Origin of the sequence: Streptomyces griseorubiginosus (genome assembly GCF_001514195.1) — a bacterium.
GTDB lineage: Bacteria > Actinomycetota > Actinomycetes > Streptomycetales > Streptomycetaceae > Streptomyces > Streptomyces griseorubiginosus.
The window spans coordinates 287,799-313,318 of the sequence record NZ_KQ948734.1 but is presented as its reverse complement, the minus strand read 5'-3'; the positions used below and the strand labels follow the sequence as shown (position 1 = coordinate 313,318).

Annotated in this window: 19 protein-coding genes; 7 read left to right on the top strand and 12 right to left on the bottom strand. The window is 70.3% G+C overall.

The genetic code is table 11. The annotated features are described in order from the left end of the window. Window positions 1-8 precede the first annotated feature (8 nt). Entirely contained in the window at window positions 9-1,643 is a 1,635-nt protein-coding gene (locus AQJ54_RS01495; protein WP_062233038.1) for a M16 family metallopeptidase, read from the top strand. 17 nt (window positions 1,644-1,660) lie between these two features. Here AQJ54_RS01495 and glmS read toward each other — a convergent pair whose 3' ends face one another. Then, on the bottom strand, window positions 1,661-3,508 hold the full coding sequence (glmS, locus tag AQJ54_RS01490) for a glutamine--fructose-6-phosphate transaminase (isomerizing) (RefSeq protein ID WP_062233036.1): 1,848 nt from the start codon (window positions 3,506-3,508) through the stop codon (window positions 1,661-1,663). 44 nt (window positions 3,509-3,552) lie between these two features. On the opposite strand from glmS, the gene AQJ54_RS47725 reads away from it, so the two are divergent. The 4 genes from AQJ54_RS47725 (at window position 3,553) to AQJ54_RS01475 (ending at window position 7,106) form a co-directional block, all read left to right on the top strand. After that, entirely contained in the window at window positions 3,553-4,050 is a 498-nt protein-coding gene (locus tag AQJ54_RS47725) for a CPCC family cysteine-rich protein (protein ID WP_428843770.1), read from the top strand. 111 nt (window positions 4,051-4,161) lie between these two features. Continuing rightward, a complete protein-coding gene (locus AQJ54_RS01485; protein WP_248845279.1) occupies window positions 4,162-5,094 on the top strand; it encodes a CbrC family protein in 933 nt (310 codons plus the stop codon). A gap of 96 nt (window positions 5,095-5,190) precedes the next feature. Continuing rightward, the gene (gene coaA / locus AQJ54_RS01480; protein WP_051735403.1) at window positions 5,191-6,159 is read left to right on the top strand and encodes a type I pantothenate kinase; all 969 of its coding nucleotides are present in this window, start codon (window positions 5,191-5,193) and stop codon (window positions 6,157-6,159) included. Window positions 6,160-6,185: 26 nt separating this feature from the next. Further along, complete coding sequence (locus tag AQJ54_RS01475; protein ID WP_062233033.1) at window positions 6,186-7,106, top strand: DUF389 domain-containing protein; 921 nt, start codon at window positions 6,186-6,188, stop codon at window positions 7,104-7,106. Window positions 7,107-7,186: 80 nt separating this feature from the next. Here the strand turns inward: AQJ54_RS01475 and glmM are convergent, their stop codons facing one another. The 3 genes from glmM to rplM form a co-directional block, all read right to left on the bottom strand. Continuing rightward, window positions 7,187-8,545: a phosphoglucosamine mutase gene (gene glmM / locus AQJ54_RS01470; RefSeq protein WP_062233030.1), complete on the bottom strand. Its 1,359-nt coding sequence runs from the start codon at window positions 8,543-8,545 to the stop codon at window positions 7,187-7,189. Window positions 8,546-8,734: 189 nt separating this feature from the next. Continuing rightward, the gene (gene rpsI, locus AQJ54_RS01465) at window positions 8,735-9,256 is read right to left on the bottom strand and encodes a 30S ribosomal protein S9 (RefSeq protein WP_030317286.1); all 522 of its coding nucleotides are present in this window, start codon (window positions 9,254-9,256) and stop codon (window positions 8,735-8,737) included. A 42-nt stretch (window positions 9,257-9,298) separates the two neighbouring features. Further along, the gene (rplM, locus tag AQJ54_RS01460) at window positions 9,299-9,742 is read right to left on the bottom strand and encodes a 50S ribosomal protein L13 (protein WP_028809313.1); all 444 of its coding nucleotides are present in this window, start codon (window positions 9,740-9,742) and stop codon (window positions 9,299-9,301) included. A gap of 897 nt (window positions 9,743-10,639) precedes the next feature. On the opposite strand from rplM, the gene AQJ54_RS01455 reads away from it, so the two are divergent. After that, window positions 10,640-11,533: a hypothetical protein gene (locus tag AQJ54_RS01455; RefSeq protein WP_062023405.1), complete on the top strand. Its 894-nt coding sequence runs from the start codon at window positions 10,640-10,642 to the stop codon at window positions 11,531-11,533. Between the two features lie 79 nt (window positions 11,534-11,612). On the opposite strand, the gene AQJ54_RS01450 is transcribed toward AQJ54_RS01455, so the two are convergent. The 6 genes from AQJ54_RS01450 to AQJ54_RS01425 all read right to left on the bottom strand — a co-directional run bounded on the left by AQJ54_RS01450 (window position 11,613) and on the right by AQJ54_RS01425 (window position 19,305). After that, window positions 11,613-12,140 carry a GtrA family protein gene (locus tag AQJ54_RS01450; RefSeq protein WP_062023404.1) on the bottom strand — a complete coding sequence of 176 codons (528 nt, stop codon included), beginning with the start codon at window positions 12,138-12,140 and terminating at the stop codon, window positions 11,613-11,615. A gap of 8 nt (window positions 12,141-12,148) precedes the next feature. Then, complete coding sequence (locus AQJ54_RS01445; protein ID WP_062023402.1) at window positions 12,149-12,907, bottom strand: polyprenol monophosphomannose synthase; 759 nt, start codon at window positions 12,905-12,907, stop codon at window positions 12,149-12,151. Window positions 12,908-12,975: 68 nt separating this feature from the next. Next, window positions 12,976-14,751 carry a glycosyltransferase family 39 protein gene (locus AQJ54_RS01440; protein WP_062233027.1) on the bottom strand — a complete coding sequence of 592 codons (1,776 nt, stop codon included), beginning with the start codon at window positions 14,749-14,751 and terminating at the stop codon, window positions 12,976-12,978. Then, window positions 14,748-16,670, bottom strand: coding sequence for an ArnT family glycosyltransferase (locus tag AQJ54_RS01435; RefSeq protein WP_248845278.1), 1,923 nt, complete (start codon window positions 16,668-16,670; stop codon window positions 14,748-14,750). Before AQJ54_RS01435 ends, AQJ54_RS01440 begins: the two co-directional genes overlap by 4 nt. After that, window positions 16,667-17,716, bottom strand: a complete 1,050-nt coding sequence (locus AQJ54_RS01430; RefSeq protein WP_062023400.1) for a glycoside hydrolase family 26 protein — start codon at window positions 17,714-17,716, stop codon at window positions 16,667-16,669. Before AQJ54_RS01430 ends, AQJ54_RS01435 begins: the two co-directional genes overlap by 4 nt. After that, window positions 17,713-19,305 carry a glycosyltransferase family 2 protein gene (locus AQJ54_RS01425; RefSeq protein WP_062234795.1) on the bottom strand — a complete coding sequence of 531 codons (1,593 nt, stop codon included), beginning with the start codon at window positions 19,303-19,305 and terminating at the stop codon, window positions 17,713-17,715. Before AQJ54_RS01425 ends, AQJ54_RS01430 begins: the two co-directional genes overlap by 4 nt. Window positions 19,306-19,597: 292 nt before the next feature. Between AQJ54_RS01425 and AQJ54_RS01420 the strand changes: the two genes are divergently transcribed. Continuing rightward, on the top strand, window positions 19,598-24,004 hold the full coding sequence (locus AQJ54_RS01420) for an Ig-like domain-containing protein (protein WP_062233024.1): 4,407 nt from the start codon (window positions 19,598-19,600) through the stop codon (window positions 24,002-24,004). 18 nt (window positions 24,005-24,022) lie between these two features. Here the strand turns inward: AQJ54_RS01420 and truA are convergent, their stop codons facing one another. Beyond that, entirely contained in the window at window positions 24,023-24,877 is an 855-nt protein-coding gene (truA, locus tag AQJ54_RS01415; protein WP_062023396.1) for a tRNA pseudouridine(38-40) synthase TruA, read from the bottom strand. A gap of 68 nt (window positions 24,878-24,945) precedes the next feature. Continuing rightward, complete coding sequence (gene rplQ / locus AQJ54_RS01410; protein ID WP_062023394.1) at window positions 24,946-25,461, bottom strand: 50S ribosomal protein L17; 516 nt, start codon at window positions 25,459-25,461, stop codon at window positions 24,946-24,948. Between the last annotated feature and the right edge of the window lie 59 nt (window positions 25,462-25,520).

The following is a 25,520-nucleotide window of genomic DNA, read 5'->3' as shown; positions in this document are numbered from 1 at the left end:
CACCCGACATGACCGCACAGGAGCACCCGCCCGCCCCGACGGCGAACGGCCTCGCTGCCCCCGACGGCCTCGACGCGCTCGACGGCCTCGTCCGCCACACCACCGTCCACGGCATCCCCACCCTCTTCGCCCCGAGCGCCGACCGTCAGATCACCGCCGGTCTCGCCTTCCGGGTCGGCCACGCCGACGAGACCCTGCCCACCGCGGGCATCACGCACCTCGTCGAACACCTCGCGCTGCACCACCTGGGCCTGTCCGACCTGCACTTCAACGGCGCCACGGCGAGCACGTACACCCTCTTCCACGTCACAGGCGACGAGGACGAGGCCGTCACGTATCTCAACGGCGTGTGCGCGGCCCTGCGTGACCTCCCGATGAGCCGGATGGAGACGGAGAAGGAGATCCTGCGCACCGAGGCCGGCAGCCGCGGCAAGGGTCCGCTGTCCCGGATGCCGCTGTGGCGTTACGGCGCCCAGGGCTACGGCCTGGGGAGCCAGGACGAACTCGGCACCTGGAGCCTGACCGCCGACCAGGTGCGCGACTGGGCCGGGACCCGCTTCACCCGGGACAACGCCGTCCTCTTCCTCACCACGGACCGCGTCCCGGACGGCCTGGACCTCACCCTGCCCGCCGGCCGCCGCTTCCCCACCCCGCCCGCGACCAGCACGCTCCCCGCCACCCCCGCCTGGCTGCACGGCGAGGACGGCCATGTCGTCTTCACCTCCGTCGTGCGCCGCTCCACCGCGGCCACCGTGTTCGCCGAGGTGCTGGGCCGCGCCCTCTTCCAGGACCTGCGGCAGAAGGGCGGCTACTCGTACTCGGCGGAGGCCGACTACTCCTCGCGCGACGCCGACTTCGCCACCGTCACCGCGTACGCCGACGCGCTGTCGCAGAAGCAGGACGCGGCGGTCGGCGGGTTCGTCGACGCGTTCGCCCGGCTGCGCGCGGGCCGCATCGAGCAGTCCGAACTGGACTCCGCGCGCGGCAAGTTGCTCAAGCGCTACGACGTCCCCGACCTCGGCGCGGCCCTGCTGCCGTCGTACGCGCTGAGCCTGCTGACCGGCCATCGGATCCTGGCTCCCGAGCAGTACCGGGAGGAGCTGCGGGCGGTCACGGTCGAGGATCTGCGCGAGGTCGCCCGGGAGGCGTGGGACGCCGGGCTGCTCCAGGTGCCGGGCGCGGGAGCCGACTGGGCGGGCCTCACCCAGGCCCCCCACTTCTCACCGTCCGGGGTCTCCGGCACCCTGCACCCGTCCCTGGAGGACGAGGACGTCACGCTGATCATCGGGGCCGCGGGCGTGACCCTGTCGACGCCGGCCGGCCTGGTCACCGTGCGCTACGACGGCTGTGCCGCGATGACCACCCGCCCCGACGGAGCCCGGTGTCTGATCGGCCTCGACGGCTTCCAGGTGATCGTGGAACCGACCCTGTTCGGGGAGGTCACGGAGGAGCGGATCGCCGTACTGGACAAGGCCGTTCCGCCCGCTGTGATCGTCCCGCTGCCCGCACGCCCCGCGGCGGAGATCCCTCAGCCGCGCGAGGGTGCGGCCCCCCGGCCGCCCGCCGGCCCCCGCAAGAAGGCGGGTGCCGTACGGGGCGAGTCGCTCATGACCCGGCTCCTGAGGGCCGGCCGGAGGAAGTAGCGGCGTCCGACCCCTGCCTATTCGACCGTCACCGACTTCGCCAGGTTCCGCGGCTGGTCCACCTCGTTGCCGCGGGCGGTGGCCAGCTCGCAGGCGAACACCTGCAACGGCACGGTCGCCACCAGCGGCTGGAGCAGGGTCGGGGTGGCCGGGATCCGGATCAGGTGGTCGGCGTACGGCACCACGGTCTCGTCCCCCTCCTCCGCGATGACGATCGTCCGCGCGCCCCTGGCCCGGATCTCCTGGATGTTGGACACGATCTTGTCGTGGAGCACCGACCGTCCGCGCGGCGACGGCACGACGACCACGACCGGCAGGTCCTCCTCGATCAGCGCGATCGGCCCGTGCTTCAGCTCGCCCGCCGCGAAGCCCTCGGCGTGCATGTAGGCGAGTTCCTTGAGCTTGAGCGCGCCTTCGAGGGCCACCGGGTAGCCGACGTGCCGTCCGAGGAACAGCACGGTGTTCTTGTCGGCCAGCGACCGCGCCAGCGCCCGCACCGGCTCCATGGTCTCCAGGACCCGCTCGACCTCACCGGAGATGTGCGACAGGTCCCGGATCACGGCGGAGATCTCGTCGCCCCACTTGGTCCCGCGCACCTGCCCCAGGTACAGCGCGACCAGGTAGCAGGCCACCAGCTGGGTCAGGAACGCCTTCGTGGACGCCACGGCGACCTCGGGCCCGGCGTGCGTGTACAGCACGGCGTCGGACTCCCGGGGGATCGTGGACCCGTTGGTGTTGCAGATCGCCAGCACCTTGGAACCCTGCTCGCGGGCGTGCCGCAGCGCCATGAGGGTGTCCATGGTCTCCCCGGACTGGGAGATGGCGATGACGAGGGACCGGGAGTCCAGGATCGGGTCCCGGTAGCGGAACTCGCTGGCCAGCTCCACCTCGCAGGGGATACGGGTCCAGTGCTCGATGGCGTACTTGGCGATGAGGCCCGCGTGGAAGGCCGTACCGCAGGCGACGATGACGACCTTGTCCACCTCGCGCAGTTCGGCGGTGGGGATCCGCACCTCGTCGAGGCTCAGCGACCCGGCCGCGTCGATCCGGCCCAGCAGGGTGTCGGCGACGGCCTTGGGCTGCTCGGCGATCTCCTTGAGCATGAAGTAGTCGTAGCCGCCCTTCTCGGCGGCGGAGGCGTCCCAGTCGACGTGGTAGGAGCGGACGTCGGCGGGCCGCCCGTCGAACCCGGTGACGGTCACGCCGTCGCGCCGCAGCTCCACGACCTGGTCCTGACCGAGCTCGATGGCCGACCGGGTGTGCGCGATGAAGGCGGCGACGTCGGAGGCGAGAAAAGCCTCCCCCTCGCCTACGCCCACGACGAGCGGCGAGTTCCGCCGAGCACCGACGACCACATCCGGCTCGTCGGCATGCACCGCGACCAGCGTGAACGCCCCCTCCAGCCGTCGGCACACCAGCCGCATGGCCTCGGCGAGGTCGGCGGTGGCGGAGAACTCCTCGGCGAGCAGATGCGCGACGACCTCGGTGTCCGTCTCGGAGGCGAGGGTGTGCCCCCGCTCCTCCAGCTCGGCGCGCAGCGCGGCGAAGTTCTCGATGATCCCGTTGTGGACGACGGACACCCGGCCGGCGTTGTCCAGATGCGGATGCGCGTTGGCGTCCGTGGGCCCGCCGTGGGTCGCCCACCGCGTGTGCCCGATCCCGGTGGGCCCCGACGGCAACGGCCGATCGACCAGCTCCTTCTCCAGATTCACCAGCTTCCCGGCCTTCTTGGCAGCAGCCAGCCCCCCGTCCGCCAGCACGGCGACCCCGGCCGAGTCGTACCCCCGGTACTCCAGCCTCTTCAGCCCGGCCATCACCACATCGAGCGCCGACTGCGACCCCACGTATCCCACGATTCCGCACATGCGGGGCAGCCTAGGGGGCGGAGGGCTACGGGACACGGCACTTGGTGCCCGGTTTCGGATATTGCCACCAGGGTGGAATCCGGCCAACCTTCCCGTCGCCACCCCCGCGTGCAGGGCACGGTGGCTCCGACGGGTACCCCGATTCCGTGGTAGCGAGCACCGTGTATCCCTGTCCGTGCTGCGGGTACCTCGTCCTCGACGATGGGCCCGGTGGGTACGAGATCTGCCGTATCTGTCGCTGGGAGGACGATCCGGGGCAGCTCCGCTCGCCCTGGCTCCCGAACGGGCCGAACCGGCCTCCGCTCATGGAGGCGCAGCGCTCGTTCGCGGAGACGGGTGTGAGTGATCCGCGTCGGCGCCAGTGGGCCACCGCCCCGCTGGCGTCCGATGTGCGGGACCCGGGCTGGAGGCCGTTCGACGTGGAACTGGACGGCGGTCCGGACCAGCGGACGGAATCCGGGTACTGGCCACCGGACAGGACCACTCTGTACTGGTGGCGACCGGGATACTGGCGGTCTTCCAGCGCCCGGCACCCGGCCTGATCACACACGGGGGCGGCTTCCCGACAGGGGGCCGCCCCCGGCTGTGCACCTGCGGGGAGTCCGCGTGAACCCCACTTCGGCCTGGCAGCGCACCGCATACGTAGGAGCAACGTGAGTTACAGCCTGTACCTGTGGCGGTTCGTCGGCGGTGAGCCCGCCCCCATGGACGAGACCGCGATACGCGACGTCCTGGGCCCCGTGACCGTCGGCGGAATGCCGGCCACCGGCTTTCCGGAGTTCTGGGACATCGAAGCCGAGGACGGCGGCGAGGCCGAGGTCTACGGTGACGGCCTCGGGCTCTCCTTCAACCGCTTCGCCACCGGTGACGTCCTCGACCTCGTGGCCGAGCTCGCCCGCAGAACGGGCGCGGGCGTCATCCCGCAGGACTGCCCGGTGATCCTGACGCACGAGGCCGACCGCGGACACCTCCCGGAGAGCCTCCGCGCCGAAGCGATCGTCGTGGCCCCCGAGGCCCTGACCGGCCACGCGATCCAGCTGTTGATCTCCCCGCAGCCGGAAGCCCGCAGACGGCCCGCCCTCCCCGCGTTCCCCTATCACCCGAGCCCCGTCGCCACCGGCTCCGTCACCGCCTCCGACGCGCCCTGCGTATGCTGCGGGCAGGAACGCGGCTGGGTCTACACCGGCCCCGTCCACGCCATCGACGCCCCGGACAGCGGCATCTGCCCGTACTGCATCGCCTTCGGGAAGGCCGCGGAGCGCTATGACGCCACTTTCGCCGACGGCATCGAGGGGGACGTGTCCGAAGAGGTCGTCGAGGCGGTCCTGAGGCGTACACCGGGGTTCGTGGCCTGGCAGTCCCCGTACTGGCTGACCCACTGCGGGGACGGCGCCGCCTTCCTGGGCCGTGCCGGGGCGAAGGAGCTGGAGAAGCATCCGGAAGCCGTCGACCGGCTCCGCGCCGAGTGGCCGGACGACCGGTTCGACGATTTCCTCGCCGCCCTCGACGAGGACGGCGGGCCCACCGCGTACCTCTTCCGCTGCCGCCACTGCGCCACCCACCTCGCCTACGCGGACTTCACCTGAGCCCTGTCGCCCCGTCGAGGCCCCGCGTGACACACCCCACCCCCCACCCCGTTCAAACTCCGTTAACAATGGACTGTGATCTCTCCGGTCTCCCCGATGCCCCGGAGCGCCCACCGGCACAAGCCGGAGGCGACTCCCTACGTCGACCTCACCCGAGCCGAGTGGAGTGCGCTGCGTGAGAAGACGCCGCTCCCGCTGAACGCCGAGGAGGTCGAGAAGCTGCGTGGTCTCGGTGACGTCATCGACCTCGACGAGGTGCGGGACATCTACCTCCCGCTGTCCCGGCTGCTCAATCTCTACGTCGGTGCCACGGACGGGCTGCGAGGGGCGCTGAACACGTTCCTCGGCGAGCAGGGCTCCCAGTCCGGCACCCCCTTCGTCATAGGCGTCGCCGGCTCGGTCGCCGTCGGCAAGTCCACCGTCGCCCGGCTCCTGCGCGCCCTGCTCTCCCGCTGGCCCGAGCACCCCCGCGTCGAGCTCGTCACCACGGACGGCTTCCTGCTCCCCACCCGGGAACTCCAGGCCCGCGGCCTCATGTCCCGCAAGGGCTTCCCCGAGTCGTACGACCGCCGGGCGCTGACCCGTTTCGTCGCCGACATCAAGGCGGGCAAGGACGAGGTCTCGGCGCCGGTCTACTCCCACCTGATCTATGACATCGTCCCCGGCGAGAAGCTCACCGTCCGCCGCCCCGACATCCTGATCGTCGAGGGCCTGAACGTCCTCCAGCCCGCCCTCCCCGGCACCGACGGCCGCACCCGCGTCGGTCTCGCCGACTACTTCGACTTCAGCGTGTACGTCGACGCGAGCACCGAGGACATCGAGCGCTGGTACCTGAGCCGGTTCAAGAAGCTCCGCCAGACCGCCTTCCAGGACCCCGAGTCGTACTTCAGGAAGTACACCCAGGTGTCCGAGGAGGAGGCACTCGACTACGCCCGCACCCTCTGGCGCACCATCAACAAGCCCAACCTGGTGGAGAACATCGCCCCCACCCGCGGCCGGGCCACCCTCGTCATCCGCAAGGGCCAGGACCACAAGGTGCGCAAGCTCAGCCTCCGCAAACTCTGATCGCGGGCGCCTGTTAGAAAGGCGTCATGCTGCATCTGCGCCTCATCACACCGGCCGGGAAGACCGACGACGTGGTCCGCCTGATCGAGAACACGGTCGGCACCACCCACCTCGTCGTGCTGCCGGGCGCCGCCCGCAACCCGGCCGGCGACGTCGTGATGTGCGACGTGGCCCGCGAGGCCGGTGACGAACTCATCGGTGCGCTGCGGGAGTTGGACCTGGACAAATCCGGCTCCATCGCCGTGGAGAACATCGACCTGTCGCTCTCCAAGCGTGCCGACAAGGCCGAGGACGAGGCACCAGGCGAGGGCGCCGACGCGGTCCTGTGGGAGCACCTGACGGACGCCACCCACGAGGAGTCGACGCTCTCCGTCACCTACCTCGCCTTCCTCGTCCTCGCCACGATGATCGCGGCCTGCGGCGTGGTCCTCGACAACGCGATCCTCATCGTGGGCGCGATGGCGGTGGGCCCGGAGTTCGGCCCGCTCGCGGGCATCTGCACGGCGGTGGTCCAGCGCCACCCGCGGCTGGCACTGCGCTCCCTGATCGCCCTGCTGGTCGGCTTCGCGGCGGCCATGGTGGTGACGGTCGGCTTCACCTGGTTCATGGACGCCCTGAACCTGTTCACCAAGGACCAACTGGAAGCCGACCGCCCCAACACCGGCTTCGTCTACGCCCCCGACGCCTTCTCGTTCGTGGTGGCGGTCCTGGCCGGAATCGCCGGCACCCTGAGCCTCACGTCGGCCAAGTCGGGCGCCCTGGTGGGCGTGGCCATCTCGGTCACCACGGTCCCGGCGGCAGCGAACGCGGCGGTGGCCCTGGCCTACGGCGACATGAGCCAGACGGTCGGCTCGACCAACCAGCTCCTGCTCAACCTCATGGGCATCGTCCTGGCAGGCACTCTGACGCTGCTCCTCCAGAAGTGGCTCTGGCGAAAGCCCCGTTAGGGGCGCGGGGAACTGCGCGACAAGCCACAACAAGCCCGCAGCCCGCCACGCACCTCAACCCCCCACCCCTACCCGGCCCTTCAGCCAAGCGCAGACTTCACCGCATCCGCCAACCGCCCGGCGACAGACCGCGCCTGATCGATGTCCGCCGCCTCGACCATCACCCGAACCAACGGCTCGGTCCCGGACGGCCGCAACAACACCCGCCCCGTCTCACCGAGTTCCCGCTCCGCATCGGCGACAGCGTTGGCCAGCTCCGCGGACGTCGACACCCGAGTCCGGTCCACATCAGGCACGTTGATCAGAACCTGCGGCAACCGCTCCATCACACCCGCCAGCTCGCGCAGCGACCGCCCGCTCTCCGCGACCCGAGCGGCCAGCATCAGCCCGGTCAGCGTCCCGTCCCCGGTCGTCGCGTGGTCCAGGATGATGACGTGCCCGGACTGCTCGCCGCCCAGGGCGTACCCGTGCTCCTTCATCTCCTCCAGCACATAGCGGTCCCCCACCGCGGTCTGGACGAGCCGCAGCCCCTCCCGCTCCAGCGCCAGCTTGAACCCGAGGTTGGACATGACCGTGGCGACGACGGTGTCGGACCGCAGCGCGCCCCGCTCCTTCATGGCCAGCGCGAGCACGGCCATGATCTGGTCGCCGTCGACCTCCGCACCGGTGTGGTCGACGGCCAGGCACCGGTCCGCGTCCCCGTCGTGCGCGATGCCGAGCGCGGCCCCGTGCTCGACGACCGCGGCCTTCAGCAGGTCGAGGTGGGTGGACCCGCAGCCGTCGTTGATGTTGAGGCCGTCCGGGGACGCACCGATCGTGATCACCTCGGCCCCGGCCCGCGAGAACGCCTCCGGCGAGACCCGGGCGGCGGCGCCGTGCGCCTCGTCGAGGACGATCCTCAGCCCGTCCAGCCGGTTCGGCAGTACGGCGATGAGGTGCGCCACGTACTGGTCGAACCCCTCACCGTAGGACCGCACCCGGCCGACCCCGGCACCGGTCGGCCGCTCCCACGGCTCACCGTGCCGGTGCGCGTCGTAGACCGCCTCGATCCGGTCCTCCAGCTCGTCGTCGAGCTTGTGGCCGCCGCGGGCGAGGAACTTGACGCCGTTGTCGGGCATGGCGTTGTGGCTCGCGGAGAGCATGACGCCGAGGTCGGCGCCGAGGACGCCGGTGAGGTACGCCACCGCGGGCGTGGGCAGTACGCCGACCTTCAGCACGTCCACGCCGGCGCTCGCGAGGCCCGCGACGACGGCGGCCTCCAGGAACTCCCCGGACGCGCGGGGATCACGTCCGACGACCGCCGTTGGCCGGTGGCCCTCGAACGAACCCGCCTCGGCCAGCACGTGCGCCGCCGCGACCGACAGACCGAGCGCCATCTCGGCCGTCAGATCCGCGTTGGCGACACCGCGCACGCCGTCCGTGCCGAAGAGTCGTCCCACTTGTCCTCCTGGGGAAGCGTCAGTTACGGAGATCATCCGATCACATGAGCCTTTGAGCGCCTTGTGCCGTTATACGCCTCAGGCAGTGATAAACGAACGCCCCGACGGCACTGTGGCGTGCCGCCGGGGCGAACGGACGTACTGCTGACCCGCGGATACGAGCCGGTACGAGCAGACAGGCAGCGAAGCTTAACGCTTGCTGTACTGCGGGGCCTTGCGGGCCTTCTTGAGACCGGCCTTCTTGCGCTCGACCGCACGGTCGTCGCGGCGGAGGAAGCCGGCTTTCTTGAGGGCGCCGCGGTTGTTGTCCACGTCGGCCTCGTTCAGCGCGCGGGCCACGCCGAGGCGCAGGGCACCGGCCTGACCGGAGACACCGCCACCCGCGATGCGGGCGATGACGTCGTAGCGGCCCTCGAGCTCGAGCACCTTGAAGGGCTCGTTGACTTCCTGCTGGTGCACCTTGTTCGGGAAGTAGTCCTCGAGGGTGCGACCGTTGATCTTCCACTTGCCGGTGCCCGGGACGATCCGGACGCGGGCGATGGCGTTCTTGCGACGGCCCAGGCCGGCCGCGGGCTGCGGGTCGCCGAAGCGGCCCGCGAGCGACTCCGAGGTGTAGTCGCCCTCGACGGGGACCTCGGACTCGGTGGTGTAGCTGTCGATGTCGACGATCTCTTCGCCCTCGACGGGCGTCTCGACGGTGGTCTCGGCCACGATGCTCCTCAGATTCTCTTCAGTCTTAGGGGGTGGCCGGACTTACTGCGCGACCTGGGTGATCTCGAACGGCACCGGCTGCTGGGCAGCGTGCGGGTGCTGGTCGCCCGAGTAGACCTTCAGCTTGGTGAGCATCTGACGGCCCAGGCTGTTCTTGGGGATCATGCCCTTGACGGCCTTCTCGATGGCCTTCTCGGGGTTCTTGTCGAGGAGCTCGTCGTAGCGGACGGAGCGCAGACCACCCGGGTAGCCGGAGTGGCGGTACGCCATCTTCTGGGTCCGCTTGTTGCCGGACAGGTGAACCTTGTCGGCGTTGATGATGATGACGAAGTCGCCCATGTCCATGTGCGGGGCATAGGTCGGCTTGTGCTTGCCACGGAGAAGGTTCGCGGCAGTGGTGGCCAGACGGCCCAGGACGACGTCCTGGGCGTCAATGACGTGCCACTGGCGAGTCACATCACCGGGCTTGGGGCTGTACGTACGCACTTCGCAGCCTTCTTCTTCAGTGGATGGGTGCTGACACATGGCATCACTGAAGCGATCGTGCAGCTGGGGACGACAAATATGCCGGGACACCGCCCGTATGCCGCCCACTGGTAACTGCTCCAGGGAACCTAGGTAGAGGCCTCTCGCATGAGAACGAGCACACCTATACACAACGAAGAAGCAGGATACCCGGGGTCCCACGGACGGGTCAAAACGAGCCCCGAACCACCCCCTCGCCCCCCCGATACTGATCCGAGCCACCACAGACCGTCGTCCGGGCCGCGGCCGTCTCCCGTCCGCGCCGACCAGCCCCCGGACCGAGCCGACGCCGACTCCCATCCGAGCCGGCTCAGACCCCCGGCCGAGCCGGCTCAGATCACCGGCCGAGCCGCCCGAGACCTCCGGCCCGGGCCCACGCAGACACTGGTCCGGGGCGATGCAGACTCCCCGCTCCGGGCGACGCGGACCCCGGCCCGCACCGATGTGGACCCCGGTCCGGGCCGCTGCCGGCTCTGGTCAGAGCCGACCCCGTCCCCCGGCCCAAGCCGAGACCCACTCGCTCCGGGCCGGCTCAGGTCCCCGGCCCGGGCCGAGCCGACGCGGACTCCCCTCCGGGCCGATGCCGACTCCCGTCCGGGCCGACGTGAACCCCCGGGCCCGAGCCGACACAGAACCGCGGCCGAGCCCACTGGCCCAAGCCCACACCGACTCCCGTCCGAGCCCCACTCAGCCCTCGGCCCGAGCCGACGCCGCCCCTCGGTTCAGGCCAACCCCAAACGGCTTCTCGGGACGTGGCGGAGGCTTCGGGAGGAGATGTGCACGGGTGCCGGAAAGGTCCCCCGGGCCGGTGTCCACAGGCCCGACAGCACCTCCCGCACCCCGTCTAAGATGCGCCCCATGAGCTTTGGGCAGCAGGGGGGACCCCCGTCCCAGTGGGATCCCTGGAAACCGCAGTCGCAGCAGCCGTGGAGCAGCGGCGGGGGCGAGCAGACTCCGGACTGGGCCGCGCTCGCCGAGGCCTCCGAGATCCGTAACAGGCGCCGTCGGCTGTTCTTCATCGTCGGCGGCGCGCTCGCCACGGTCGGCATAGGCACCGCCGTCGCGATGGCCGTCGTATCGGCGAACAACGGCGACGACCAGGCCAACAAGCCGACCTCGTCGCTGCCGGCGACCGCCGACATCCCGAGCGCCACCGGGACCGCGCCGTCGTTCGCGCCGACCAGCGCCCCGCCGCCGCTGGACCCGAAGGAGTTCATCGCCAGCAAGGCCAAGGACACGGACCCGCTCAGCGCCAAGCTCCTCTTCCCGGGGACCCAGCTGACCATGGGCTCCACCGTGTACAAGAAGGGCGAGACCTCCGACACCAGGAACTGCGCCGCCGCGGACACCGTCCAGGCGAGCCTCGGCAAGATCCTCAAGGCCGACGGCTGCACCCAGTTCATGCGCGTCAGCTACACCAAGGACGGCGTCTCGGTGACGGTCGGTGTGGCGGTCTTCGACACCGAGGCCCAGGCGCAGAAAGCCAAGGGGCAGGTCAACACCAAGAAGGACATCGTGAAGTCGCTGTCCGGCGGCGCGGTCAAGCCCTTCTGCAACGCCGCGATCTGCCGCACGACCTCGAACTCCTACGGCCGCTACGCCTACTTCACCATCTCCGGCTTCGCGGGCGGCAAGAACGTCACGGAGAAGGACACCGCGGTCTTCAGCATCGGCGACAACCTGGCCGAGTTCACCTTCCGCCAGATCCACCGCCGGGGCGAGGCACAGGCCTCCACAGCGGCGGGCGAGTGACCCGGCGCCCCCGAGGGCGCGCCGGGTCACTCCGGCCGGATCAGGTCAGCGGCCGGATCAGGTCAGCGGCGGTATCAGGTCAGCCGCGCTCCCAGGAGCCGCTCAGGGCGGGCTCGGGGTACGGCACGACGGGATCGGGGGACTCCTCGGCGGTCCGCCGGCTCCCCGTCGCCCTGAAGACCCAGGTGCGGTAGGACCAGAACCGGAACAGGGTCGCGATCCCGATGCCGAGGAACTTGCTGACGTTGGTGGCGAGCGTGCCGTCCCAGCCGAGACCGTAGGTCGTCGCGTAGAGGACCGAGTTCTCGATCACCAGGCCGATCGCGCTGAACAGCAGGAAGAGCGTCAGCTCCTTCCTGCGGCTGTTGCGGTCCTCCTGGTCGCGGTTGCGGTACGCGAAGTACCGCAGGCCCAGGTAGTTGCTGAGGATCGCGACGACCGTGGCCAGGACGCTGGCCCGGACGGTCTGCCACTCGGTGACGGTCCGGATGAGGTTGAAGACCGCGAGGTTGACCACGAAGCCCGAGGCACCCACCATGCCGAACTTCGCGATCTCGCGGTACAGCTTCCCGAATCGGGAGGGAAGCGCGTGTCGTCCGCTGCTCACCGTCCCGTTCAGCCCCGTCGGTTGCGCAGTCGCAGCCGTACGGGCATCACCGCCGACTCGATCTGCGTCGAGAGGTTCATCTTGGAGACGCCCTCGGTGCGCTCCTCGAAGCGGATCGGGATCTCCACGGCGCTGTGCCCGGCCCGGACCGCCTTGAACTTCAGCTCGACCTGGAAGCTGTAGCCGGCGCTGTCCAGCGTCGCGAGATCGATGTCCCGCAGCGTGGCGGCCGACCACAGGTTGAACCCGGCGGTGATGTCCCGGATCTTGGTGCCGAGCACGGTCCGGGCGTAGCGGTTGGCGAAGCGCGAGAGCAGCACGCGGTGCCTGCCCCAGTCCTCGTCCAGCGAGCCGCCCTCCACGTACCGGCTGCCGACGACCAGGCCGACCCCGGACGCCAGGGCCGTACCGAGCATGCGTGGGACCGCTTCCACCGGGTGGCTGCCGTCGGCGTCCATCTGGACGACGTACTCGGCGCCCTCGTCGAGCGCAGCGCTCATGCCGGCGACGTACGCCCGGCCGAGACCGTCCTTCTCGGTCCGGTGCAGCACGCTCATCCGGCGCCGCCCGTCCCAGTTGTACTTGTCGGCGAGCTCCTCGGCGATCCGTCCGGTGCCGTCCGGGCTGGAGTCGTCGACGACCTTCAGGTGCAGCCCCTCGATGGGCAGCCCGAGGACCAGCTCCGCCATGCGCGGCAGGTTGGCGGCCTCGTTGTACGTGGGCATCACCACGGTGACAGCCACGTCCGCCCCCACGTCGTACGTCATCTTCTTTTCCCTCCCCAATTGATTGCTCCCCCCGCCGGACGCGGGTCGTCCCGCGTCCGGAACCCAACTCAGGTATGCACCTTGCGCTTGGCGGCGTCGTCCCCGTCCGCGGACGGGTCGTCCGTCGCCGCGCGTGTCCTTTCGAGGAGCACGAGCTGGAGGTATGACAGCTTCTTGGTCCTCACGACCTTGAAGCTCTTCTGGATCGCCTTCGCCGTCGTCTTCGGCATGCCGCTGAACGGCTGTCCGTCGAGCGTCGTCGACACGAGCCACAGCCGGTCGGCCTTGGCCAGGCACCGCGCGGCGTCCGGGCATTCGAGCGCGCCGAACGACCCCAGTTGCTGGGGCGTGCGGTACATCAGCGAGTCGCGCGGGCGGCCGGCGTCGTCGCGCAGTTCGTAGTCCATGGCCCGGCGCTCGGACATCACCCCGCTGAAGACGATGCCGTCGCCCTTCTTCTGCCCGGCCTCGACGATCCGGGCGGCGCCGCGGAAGTCGGGCTCGCCCAGGGCGTTGTGCCGGGTCTCACGGATGCCGGGCAGGGCCTGGAAGGCGAGCCCGGCGACCGCCGCCGCCACGAGCACCCAGCCGAAGCCCCGCCGCACCGCCGCTCCCGTGCCGGCCTTGGCCCCGGCCACCGGTCCCGCGATCCGCACCACGGCGACGGCCGCGAGCAGCACCCAGGCGGGCGCGGTGAAGAGCAGGTAGCGCGGCAGGAAGAGGTGCAGCTGCGCGGCGGTGGCGTAGGTCGCCACGGGCGGCAGCACGATCCAGACGGCCAGCGGAAGGGCCCGCCGGCCCGCGAAGAACAGCCCGAGCGCGCCGAGCGCCATGACCGGCACGGCCACCGCCCAGGTCCCGAAGAGGTTCTTCGGGAAGTCGAGCAGGTCGTTGACGGTCGGGTTGTTCCAGGCGATCTGGCCGCTCTGCCCCGAGCCGGAGACGGCCATGGGGATGACGAAGCACAGGCCGAGCGTGCAGGCCGCGGCGAAGGCCCAGCCCACGATCTTGTCGCCGGACCGCCGGGCGATGAGGATCATCACCAGATGGGCGCCGAGGACGGCCATCGACGCCAGGTGGCTCCAGCCGATCATGGGCACCGACAGCGTGTAGGCGACCCACACCTTGAACGACGGCTTGTCCAGCGCCCTGGCGAGCAGCAGCGTCGACAGCAGCACCGCGGCCACCGCGAAGGCGTACGGGCGGATCTCCTGCCCGTACCGCGTGGTGGTCGGCACGACGGCGAAGGCGAGCCCCGCGAGCAGTCCCGCCTGCGTGGTGAACAGCCGCCTCCCGAGCAGGGCGAGCAGGCCCGCGGAGGCCGCCATGGCCACCGCACCCGGGATGCGCATCGCGGTCGGGGAGTCCCCGGCCACGGCGATCCAGAAGTGCATGAGCACGTAGTACGGCGTGAACACGACGTCGATGGAGCGGATCAGCAGGCTCAGGTCGTGGAAGGACAGCGTGGCCGCCCACCAGGTGGCGTGCTCGTCGCGCCACAGCTCGCGGTCGCCGATCCGGTGCAGGATCAGCGCGAGGGCGAGGGCCGTGGGCACCAGGAAGACCGCCGCGGTGGCGAGCCGCCCGCCCTTGCGCCTCTCGGGCTTGTCCTCGGCCGGCCCGTCGGTGGGCGGCTGCGGATCCACCGGTTCGGGGGCGTACGTGTCCTGCCCGCCCGGATACCCGCCCCGGTCGGCGTACTGCCCCGGAGCGCCGTACGCGCCCGGCTCGGCGTAGGTGCCCTGCGCCGAGCCGGCGTACGTGCCCTGCCCGGCGTAGGGGTCGTGGCCGCCCGAGGTGTCGGGGTACCCGCCTCCGTAGGGAGCGGGGGCGTGGGGACTCATCGCTTCACCCAAATCCGGTAGGCGTGCTCTCCGCTGCTCGTGGTGTACGGGAACACGGCCGCCAGCCGGTAGTGGGAGTTGTTCTTCAACCCCTCCTTCACCGCCTGGTACGTCACCGGGCTGACGTCGCCGTGCATCACGATCGCGTCGAACTTTCCGTCACGGACGGCCTGGCGGAACGCGTCGGGGCCGGTGTACTGCTTGCCGTCCTTGCCCCGGTAGTCCATGAAGTAGGTGTTCTGCCACTGCGTCCAGTTGGTCTTGTCCCGCAGGTAGTAGGCGGGGACCTCCTGCTCCTCGGCGAGGTAGGTGCCCTTCCGGTCGACGACCGTGCTCAGGTACGCGGTCATCTGCGTGGAGTCCGGGAAGCTGTACGCCCGCTGGGCCTGCACCATGCCGAACACGAGGGTGGCGACGTACAGCAGGATGCCGAGCTGGGGATGCCGGAAGTGCGGGCCGACCAGACGGGCCATGCCGAGGCCGGCCAGCGGCGCCGCGAAGAACAGTCCGAAGCCGACGTGCTTGTAGAGCGAGATCTCGGTGTGCAGGTGGATCTGGTAGGCGGGAGCGAGCAGCGCGGTGCCCGTCAGGACCAGGCCGAGCGCGGCGCGCCGTACGCGCCCCGGGGTCTCGCCCTCGATCCACGGCATCTCGCCCATCCGCCCGCGCAGCACGTAGGCGATCGTGCCGCCGAGCGCGGCCAGGAAGACCAGTCCGCCCCACTCGGCGCTGTGCTGGAGCATCGTGGCCGCCGTGTCCGTGCCCTTGGCACGGTCGGTGGTGGTGGAGCTGATGCCGCCCAGCGGTCCGGAGAAGTAGTAACCGATCCCGAGCAGGGCCGCGATGCCCGTGCCCAGCACCACACCGCGGCCCAGGGCGCGGATGCCGCGGTGCCGGTGCGCGGTGATCACGGCGAGCACCACCAGGGTGGGGAGGTACAGACCGGAGGCGTACTTCACGCCGAACGCGAGCGCGGCCGGCGGGGCCGCGAGCAGCACGGCGAAGGCCTTCATCCGGTCGGTGCGCACCACCGCCCAGGCGGACAGCGCGAGCAGGAAGATGGCGGCGGCGTCGTAGGTGGCGAAGTTGCCGAGCACGATCGTCGACTGGAGCACCGAGAAGAGCGCGGCCGCCCCGAGCGCGGCGCGCAGGTTGAACAGGCGCCGGGTCAGCGCGTACAGCAGCGCGGTGGCGCCCAGCATGAACAGCAGGCTGACCACGCGGACGCCGGTGAGGCCGAAGTAGCTGTCCACGGCACCGGCGAGCACCGGGTACAGCTTCGGGTGCCCGGAGAAGTAGGCCGCGAAGTCCACCGGCAGCTTGGTGCCGTGCAGCAGGTTGGCCAGCTCGTAGTGGCCCGCCGCGACGTAGAGCGCCTCGTCCTGGAAGGCCGTCCCGGTCAGCCGCAGGGACAGCCCCGCCTGCACGAGCAGGATGAACAGCAGCACCCCGCGCCCGAGCAGCTTGCTGCGCCGCGTGTCCACGGCCCATGACGACTCCGGCACGGCCGGCAGCGTGTAGCCGGGCTTCCTCGGCTCGGGCTCGGCGGCCGCGGGGGCCGCCGGTCCGGGCTCGACGGCGGTGTAGGAGGCGTACGGGTCGAAGGGCGCGAAGGTGTCGTAGGCCTGCTGGTCGGTGTACTCGGACGTCCGGCCCTGGACGTCGAAGCGCCAGCTGCCGGTCTCGGTGAACCAGCCGGGCTGGTAGTCACCGGCCTGATGCCCCGCGGGCGCGTGGGCCTGCTGCGCCTGGGGGCGGGTCGGGGCCTGCTGCGCGTACTGCCGCAGGCTCTCCCGCTGCTCCTGCCGCCGGTCCTGTGGCGCGGGTCCGTGACCGCCGTCGCCGTACTGCTGCGCGTACCCGTAGGGGTCGTGCACCTCGGGCTCGTCCGCCCACGTGGGCGTGGTGCGATCGCTCACGGCTTCGTCACATCGAATCCGAAGTCCGGGTTCGCGGCCTGCTTCTTGAAGGTCTTCTCGGACAGCGGACCGCTGTTGATGCGCCAGTCCGTCTCCTTGTCGAAGTTGAACCAGACGAACCCGATGACGTCGTCGCGGTCGGCGGTCCCCTGGAAGAGGGACTCGATGTCGGCGGGCTTGCGCTCACCGGCCTGGGCGGCGGTCTCCGCGATGATGAACGGTTTCTTTGTGAAGCCGCGGATCTCGGTCATGGTCGGCCCGTACAGCGTCTTGTACGTGTTCGGACCGGTGGCCCCGTAGTAGCCGATGACGCCGACCCAGTCGACGTAGTCGTCGCCCGGCCAGAACGGCTTGAGCTTCACGTTCGGCATCGGGTGCGTGACGTTGGGGCTCCACACCCAGATGACCTGGGTGGCGCCCTCGTCGTCGAAGATGTCGTGGATGTGCTTGTACGCGGCGGTGAACTGGGCGGCGGTGGCCTTCTTGGTGCCCCACGGGTACCAGAAGCCGTTCATCTCGTGCCCGAAGCTGATCGCCACGGGCAGGTTCAGGTCCGCGACGGACTGCGCGTACTCGCGGATGTAGGCGTCCTGCCTGCCCGAGGCGATGTCCTTCAGGCTCGTCTTGAACGGCTCCCAGGCGATGAACGCCACCGCGCCGTAGTCCCAGGAGTTCTGCACGAGCTGCTGCTCGTACTGGTCGCCCCAGGCCGAGTAGAACTCGATCAGGTTGGGCTTCTTGCCGGCCCTCTTCGCGAAGTCCTGGACGGCCGTCATCCTGGCGGGGGCGCCGTCGGCCGCCACCCCCAAATACTTCTTCTTCGGGTCCAGCAGCGGCCGCACGTCGTACGGCGGCTCGGGCTTCGCCGACTCGGTGGCCTCGGCCGTGCCGGTGGCGTCCGGGTTCTCGCCCTGGCCGCGCTCGTACTGGGCGCGGCCCTCGTCGGAGAACGTGCTGCATCCGGCCAGCAGGGCGCCGGCGAGCAGGACGGCGGCCAGCGCCCGCAGGGGACGCGGGGCTCGCACCTGGCGTACGGAGAAACTCATGCGGTCGCTTCCTGCACTTCCTGGGCGTGCGGCTGGACGAGAACACGGCCGACGACCATGGCGTAGAAGAGGCCGGCGGACAGCATCAGCGCGAAGTCCGGCGGATAGAGGGTGAGCATGCGCCAGGCCGCGACGAGGATCCAGGCCACGGCGGTGCCGCCGGTCCAGAAGATCATGCAGTTCCAGTAGCGGCGCATGCCGTTCTTCTTGGCACCCGCCGAACCGGTGGGCTTCCAGCCCATGGGGCGGCCCCGCAGCACGTCCCAGACGGCGAAGACGTGCGACCACCCGTACATGACACGGACGGCCCAGGCCTCCAGCCGGTACGGCGCCCGGTGCCACAGCGGCAGCACCAGCGTGACGTACGCGACGCTCGGCAGCACCCAGAGGGTGGCCTCGGCCCGCATCAGGTCCGGGCGCAGGATCATCAGGCCGAGCGGGATGATCGGCGCGATGAACGTGGCGAGCGCGGTCTGGAGGTAGTAGAGGAAGCCGGAGACGTAGCAGAGCCGCGTCTTGAACTTGAGGTCCATCTCCCAGAACCGCTTGCTGGTCAGCAGCTCCAGCGAGCCCATGCACCAGCGGTACTGCTGGTTGTGGAAGGCGCCGGCCGTGTCCGGGCACACCCCGGCGGACAGCGCGACCGGCACGTAGCGCAGCTTCCAGCCGAGGGCCCGCAGGTCGAAGCCGGTGTACATGTCCTCGGAGTGCTCGATCAGCGTGATGCCGCCGGTCTGCTCCAGGGCCGCGCGCCGGTAGATGGCGCACGAGCCGACGCAGATGGACCCGTCGTGGTCCTCACGGGAGGTCTGCACGGAGCGGTAGAACTGCTCCTGCACGGCGCCCGCGCCCCGCTCGATCCAGTTCTGCGCGTCGACGATGCGGAAGAACTGCGGCGACTGCACGATGGCGACCTTCTCGTCGTCGTCCATGTGCGGCAGCAGCTCGTCGAGCAGGTCGGCGCGGGGCGCGAAGTCGGCGTCCAGGATGAGGATGTGGTCGCCGTCGGTCTTCTCGAAGGCGTGGTTGAGGTTGCCGGCCTTCTTGAACCAGCCGCGGTTGGGCCGCACCACGTAGTGGAAGCCGAAGTCGGCGGCCATGGCCCCGACCTCGTCCTCGGCGGCGTCGTCGAGGACGTACGTCTTCACGACGCCCTGGTAGCTGCCGGCCAGCCGGTTCACATGGACCCAGGTGTTGTGCAGCACCTCCAGGGGCTCACCGCACACCGGCAGGAAGATGTCCACGCTCGGATACCGGGCGGGCTGCCAGGCGCGGACGAGGCGCTTGTGCTTCTTGACGTCGAAGTCCTTGCTGAGCCCGTCGAGGTACAGCGAGATGAGGTAGTCCGCGATGACGAACGCCAGCAGCGGCAGGGTCAGCCAGAACCAGGGGCTGGACGCCGTGAACAGGAGCTGGCTCACCGCGAGGCACGCGAAGCTGATCAGCGAACCCGCCGTCAGGACCCACAGGTGGCGGCGCGTGTACGAGTACTTCTCCACGTCGTCCGGCGGCTGCGGCAGCAGCCCGTGGGTCTCCTCGACCCGCTTTCGCCGGCGAGAACGCGCGGCGGTGCCGACTGCACTAGTCATCAAACCCCCCAGGGCCGAACCGGCCCTGCCTACCCCTCCGGATGCCCGACCATCCCCATAAATCGAACTCTCAGTCGGACCGCGAAAGCATAACCGGCTTTGCGCTTTACGCCTCAACTTTCTTGTTAAGTGAGGGTTTCATCACGGGTCACAGGGGTAACCGCTGTCGCTCCAGTGGGCAATCCGGTCAACAGATGATAAGAACAACCACTCAGTCTTCACGTATGTGCCGTACCTGTGACCGTTCCGGGCGCGGACACCAGAGGGGGGTTCCGTCTTGCCTGGGTTTCCCATGCCCGCACGCGGTGGCAGGCACCGCAGCCGTCGGCGCACATGGCTGCTCTCGGTCGTCGCCACGGCCGTCGCGGCGCTGATCGGCACGATGATCAGCCTGATCGCGTCCTCCGCCCAGGCCGACCAGAACACCCAGGGTGTGGACAACCTCCGCACCAACTGGGACCAGGACGAATCCGCCCTCTCCCCCGCGGTCGTCCAGTCCTCCGCCTTCGGCCGGCTCTTCGCCACCAAGCTGGACGGGCAGATCTACGCCCAGCCGCTGGTGCTCGGCGACCAGGTGATCGCGGTCACGGAGAGAAACACCCTGTACGGCCTCGACCGCACCACCGGCGCGATCGAGTGGAGCAAGAACTACGGACCGTCCTGGCCCGCCTCGGCGATCGGCTGCGGGGACCTGACCCCCGACATCGGGGCGACCGCGACCCCCGTCTACGACCCCGCCACCAGCTCCCTCTACTTCACCACCAAGGTCGACGACGGCACCGCCACGCACCGCAACCCGAAGTGGCTGATGCACTCCGTGGACCCGGCGTCCGGAGCCGAGCGCCCGGGATGGCCGGTCACCATCGCCGGCAGCCCCGTCAACGACCCGAGCGTCAGCTTCGACGCCTACTACCAACAGCAGCGCCCCGGCCTGCTGCTGATGGACGGCATCGTCTACGCCGGCTTCGGCGCCCACTGCGACGCGTGGCCGTACCGCGGCTACGTCGTCGGCGTGAGCACCACCGGACACGACATCACCTCGATGTGGGCCACCGTGACCGGTGCCACCACGGGCGGCGCAGGCATCTGGCAGTCCGGCGGCGGACTCGTCTCGGACGGCTCCGGCCGGATCTTCTTCAGCACCGGCAACGGCATCAGCCCCGCGCCCGGACCGGGCAAGACCGTCCAGGGCACCCTGGCCGAGTCCGTCGTCCGCCTCCAGGTGGGCGCGGACAACAGCCTCAGCACCGCCGACTTCTTCAGCCCCAGCGACGCCGCGACCCTGGACCTCACCGACCAGGACATCTCCTCGGGCGCCCCGATGGCGCTCCCGGACGGCTACGGCACCGCCGACCACCCCCATCTGCTGGTCCAGCAGGGCAAGGACGGGCGGGTCTTCCTGCTCGACCGCGACAACCTCGGCGGCATGGGCCAGGGCCCCCAGGGCGGCGACGCCGCGGTGAGCGTGTCCGGCCCCTACCAGGGCATGTGGGGCCACCCCGCGTTCTGGGGCGGCGACGGCGGCTACGTCTACGTCGTCGGCAACCAGGGTCCGCTGCGCGCCCTCAAGTACGGCGTGCGCAACGGCGGTACGCCCACGCTGACCCTGACCGGCCAGAGCCAGGACACCTTCGGCTACACCAGCGGCTCCCCCCTGGTCACCTCCGACGGCGACGACGAGTCCAGCGCCCTGGTGTGGATGACCTCCGCGAGCAACGCCTCCGGAGCCGACGGCACCCTGCGCGCCTACAGCCCCACCCCCGACGGCAACGGCCTGCTCCAGCTGCTGTGGTCCGCGCCCATCGGCACCGCCACCAAGTTCAGCACCCCGACCGCCGACCGCGGCAAGGTGTACGTCGGCACCCGCGACGGTGTCCTCTACGGCTTCGGCAGCCCCGCCCGCACCGCTCTGACCGCGGCCTCGCTGAACTTCGGCCAGGTCGGCGTGGGTGACAGCAGCGCGGCCACGATGAAGCTGACCGCCACCCAGGACGTCAGCATCACCGGCCTCAAGGCCTCCGGGGCGTTCACGGTCGACCCGTCCGCCGTGCCCACCCCCGACCAGCCCACCGCGCTGGCGACGGACGCCACCCTGGACGTACCGATCAGCTTCGCCCCCACCACCACCGGTGGCATCAACGGCACCCTGACCGCGAACCTCTCCGACGGCCAGAAGCTGGTCTTCGCCCTCCACGGCGTCGGCACCCGGCCCGGCTTCGGAGCCGCACCCGGCGCCCTGGACTTCGGGGAGGTCCCCACCGGCAGCACCTCGACGCTGAACCTCCAGGTCACCAACACCGGCACCGCCCCCGAGACCATCGACGCGGTCGACGCGCCCGGCGGCGCCTTCTCCGCCTCGGGGCTGCCCAGCCCGGGGACGGTCGTACCGGCCGGCGGCTCGTTCGTGCTCTCGGTCACCTACACACCGGACGGCGACCAGGTCGACACCGACGCGCTCGTGGTCAGCAGCAGCGGCGGCGGCGCCACGCACACGCTGAGCGTGCCGCTCAGCGCGACGGCCATCACCGGTCAGGGGCACCTGGAGTTCTCCACGGACTCGCTGGACTTCGGCCAGGTCCCGGTCGGCAGCTCGAAGTCGCTGTCGTTCACGATCACCAACACCGGCAACATCCCGGTGAAGGTGACCAAGGCGAAGGCACCCACCGGTGACTTCAACAGCCCGGTGCAGCTCTCGGAGGGCCTGGTCATCGGCCCTGAGCAGACCGCGGTGCAGAGCGTGACGTTCACCCCGCGCTCCGGCACGGACCTGAGCGCCTTCTACGAGGTCACCGGCACCGGCACCGACGAGAACGGCAGCGCCCAGGGCGCCATGTACGTGCAGATCAAGGGCACCGGCACCGGCAGCGCCACGACCAGCTCGGCAGCCGACGGGAAGTGGCAGACCAACGGCTCGGCGGTGCCCGCCGACGGCGGCGGGGTCCAGCTGACCCCGGCCACCACCTATCAGGCGGGCTCAGCGGTGTACACCCAGCCGGTGCGCACCGAGGGTCTGCGCGCCACCTTCACCGCGAAGTTCGGCCCCGGCACCAGCGGGAAGGGCATGGCGTTCGCCCTCCTCGACCCGGCCCAGAACTCCGCCTCCGCACTGGGCGACTCCGGGGACGGCCTCGGCATCGCCGGGCGGCCGGGCACGGTGGTGGCGTTCGGCACGGGCTGGAACGACACGCTCAAGACGCAGAACTTCGTGGCCGTGGGCCGCAGCACGGCCGGTTCCCCGACGATCGACTACCCGTCGGCGAACACCCTCGGCATCGCCCTGCGCCAGGGCACGCACCAGGTCGACGTCCAGGTCGCCGCAGGCCATCTGTACGTCTGGATCGACGGGACGCAGGTGATGGACGCGACACCGACGCTGACGTCCACCGCGCTCCTGGCCTTCTCCGGTGCCACCGGCGACACCGCCGACGTGCACACGGTGAGCGGCCCGGTCGTCAGCGAGGCGGCGCCGGTCACCGAGCCGAAGGCGTCCACCTCGCTCCAGCTCACCGCGCCGAGCAAGGGTGTCCCGGGCCGGCAGCTCACCGTCACCGGCACCCTGACCTCGACCGCGGCACTTCCCGCGGGCCAGGCCCTGCACCTCACCCGGAACGGCACCGCGCTGCCCGACGTGACGACGAAGGCGGACGGCACGTTCACCTTCACGGACACCCCGCCGGCGGAGGGCACCTACACCTACGCCGCGAGCTACGCGGGCGACGCGACCCACGCGGCGGCGAACGCCACGGGTCTCGTCCAGGTGACCAAGCTGACCACCTCGGTCAGCGTGACGGCCCCGGCCACGGCCGACCGCGCGAAGAAGCTGACCGTGTCCGGCAAGCTCTCCGGTGCGCCCTTCGCCGCCGGCGGGGTCGTCAAGGTCACGAAGACCGACCTGGGACACACGTCCGGCACCGCACTGGCGGACGCGAAGGTCGCCGCGGACGGTTCGTTCTCGTTCCCGGACACCCCGCAGATCGGCGGCGCCAACGTCTACAAGGTGTCCTACGGCGGTGACGTCTCGCACACCCAGGGCAGCGGCAGCGCCACCGTCCAGGTGTCCAGGGCCGCCACGTCCCTGACGGTCGCCACCGACCACGGGACGTACAAGTACGGCCAGACCGCCAAGGTCACCGCCCACCTCGGCACCACCTACAACAGCCGTACGGTGGCGGTCTACGCCCAGCCGTACAGCGGCACCAAGGTCCTGGTGAAGTCCGCCAAGGTGGACTCGCACGGCAACCTGACGGTGTCGTACAAGCTCACCCGCAACACCACGTTCAGCGCGGTGTTCACGGGCGACCACCGGTACGCCCCGAAGACGACCGCCCGTGCGGTGCACACCTACGCGGGGGTCTCGCAGAAGCTGTCCGGCTACTACACGAACACGACCATCGGAAGCACCGTCTACCGGGTCTACCACCGCACCGCCAAGGAGCAGCTCGACGTCACCGTCGCGCCCAACAAGGCCGGCCAGTGCGTCAAGTACCGGGTGCAGCGGTACTACAACGGCGCCTGGCACACGCAGTCCACCTCGGCCTGCGCGGCCCTCAGCTCCAGCAGCACCGGCCGCCAGAAGATGTCCCTCACCAACGGGCTGAACAACAGGTACCGGGTGGCGGCGCAGTACGTGCACAGCAGCCGGGACAACACCAACATCGACACCTGGGGCTCCTGGCAGTACTTCACCGTCAGGCGGTGAGCTCAGCCTGCGGCCGGCTCAGGAGCCGGCCGCAGGCAACGTCCGCCTGTTGCGCGCCTGCTTGTTCCGCGCCGCCAGCAACTCGTCCGCCGGGTACCCGACTTCCTCAAGGGTCAGCCCGTGCGGCCGTACGACATGGACGGCACTGTCCCGGACCCCCGCGTCCAGCACCTTCCGCGGCCACTCCACGCCCCGGTGCCCGTCCCCCACGAACAGCAGGGCGCCGACCATGGACCGCACCTGGTTGTGGCAGAAGGCGTCGGCCCGGACCTCGATCTCCACGACCCCGTCCGCCCGCCGCCGCACCCCGAAGTCGAGGATCTCGCGGATCGTCGTCGCCCCCTCGCGCTTCTTCGCGTACGCGGCGAAGTCGTGCTCCCCGACGAGGGACCTGGCGGCGGCGTCCATGGCGGCGACATCCAGCTCCCAGTCGTGCCACAGCACATGGTTGCGCAGCAGCGGGTCCACCCCACCGGGCCGGTCCCCCACCCGGTAGACGTACCGCCGCCACAGAGCCGCGAACCGGGCGTTGAACCCGGCGGGAGCCTCCCGCAGGGACCACACCCGGACGTCCTTGGGCAGCCGCCCGGCGAGCCGCTTCAGCAGCTTCTCGCGATGCTCCTCCCACAACCCCGCGGGCAGATCCACATGCGCCACCTGCCCCCGCGCATGCACCCCGGCGTCGGTGCGCCCGGCCACCGTCAGCTCGTACGTCACGTCCCCGGACCGCGTCACGGTCCGCAGCGCGTCCTCGATCTCCCCCTGCACGGTCCGCCGCCCGCCGGCCTGCTTGGCCCACCCGGAGAACTCGGTCCCGTCGTAGGAGAGATCGAGACGGACACGGACATGACCGGGCTCTACTTCGTCACTCACACAGAGATCCTCTCAAGAACACCAAAGCGGGCCCGCTCCTCGAAAGGAACGGGCCCGCGGCGGAACGCTTACGCGTCCTTGGACTCCTCGGCAGCCTCAGGCTTGGCGTCCTCGACGACCTCGGTCTCCTCGACCTTGGTCTCCTCGGCGACCGGAGCAGCCTCGGCGTCCTTGGCGGCACGCTTGGTGGCGGCCTCGGCCTCACCCGTGGCCTGCTGCGCGACCGTCAGCGCCTCGACCAGCTCGATGACAGCCATGGGCGCGTTGTCGCCACGGCGGTTACCGATCTTGGTGATACGGGTGTAACCACCCGGACGGTTCTCGTAGCGCGGGCCGATCTCGGTGAAGAGCGTGTGGACGACGCTCTTGTCCGTGATCACCTGGAGCACCTGACGGCGGTTGTGAAGGTCGCCCTTCTTCGCCTTGGTGACCAGACGCTCGGCGTACGGCCGCAGCCGGCGGGCCTTCGCCTCGGTGGTGGTGATACGGCCGTGCTCGAAGAGGCTCTTCGCGAGGTTCGCGAGCAGCAGCTTCTCGTGCGCGGCACTGCCGCCCAGACGGGCACCCTTGGTGGGCTTCGGCATGATGTTTCTCCTAGGTGTCTGCCCCGGCCGTACCAGGTACCGGGGTCAGTATCTGAGCA

Bases quoted from the DNA above. Each gene is read 5' to 3' on its own strand.
- AQJ54_RS01475 (WP_062233033.1), top strand. From the start codon at position 6,186: ATGCTGCATCTGCGCCTCATCACACCGGCCGGGAAGACCGACGACGTG.
- rplQ (WP_062023394.1), bottom strand. From the start codon at position 25,461: ATGCCGAAGCCCACCAAGGGTGCCCGTCTGGGCGGCAGTGCCGCGCAC.
- AQJ54_RS01425 (WP_062234795.1), bottom strand. From the start codon at position 19,305: ATGACTAGTGCAGTCGGCACCGCCGCGCGTTCTCGCCGGCGAAAGCGG.
- AQJ54_RS01455 (WP_062023405.1), top strand. From the start codon at position 10,640: ATGAGCTTTGGGCAGCAGGGGGGACCCCCGTCCCAGTGGGATCCCTGG.
- AQJ54_RS01495 (WP_062233038.1), top strand. From the start codon at position 9: ATGACCGCACAGGAGCACCCGCCCGCCCCGACGGCGAACGGCCTCGCT.
- glmS (WP_062233036.1), bottom strand. From the start codon at position 3,508: ATGTGCGGAATCGTGGGATACGTGGGGTCGCAGTCGGCGCTCGATGTG.
- AQJ54_RS01440 (WP_062233027.1), bottom strand. From the start codon at position 14,751: ATGAGTCCCCACGCCCCCGCTCCCTACGGAGGCGGGTACCCCGACACC.
- AQJ54_RS01420 (WP_062233024.1), top strand. From the start codon at position 19,598: ATGCCCGCACGCGGTGGCAGGCACCGCAGCCGTCGGCGCACATGGCTG.
- AQJ54_RS01445 (WP_062023402.1), bottom strand. From the start codon at position 12,907: ATGACGTACGACGTGGGGGCGGACGTGGCTGTCACCGTGGTGATGCCC.
- AQJ54_RS01430 (WP_062023400.1), bottom strand. From the start codon at position 17,716: ATGAGTTTCTCCGTACGCCAGGTGCGAGCCCCGCGTCCCCTGCGGGCG.
- coaA (WP_051735403.1), top strand. From the start codon at position 5,191: ATGCCCCGGAGCGCCCACCGGCACAAGCCGGAGGCGACTCCCTACGTC.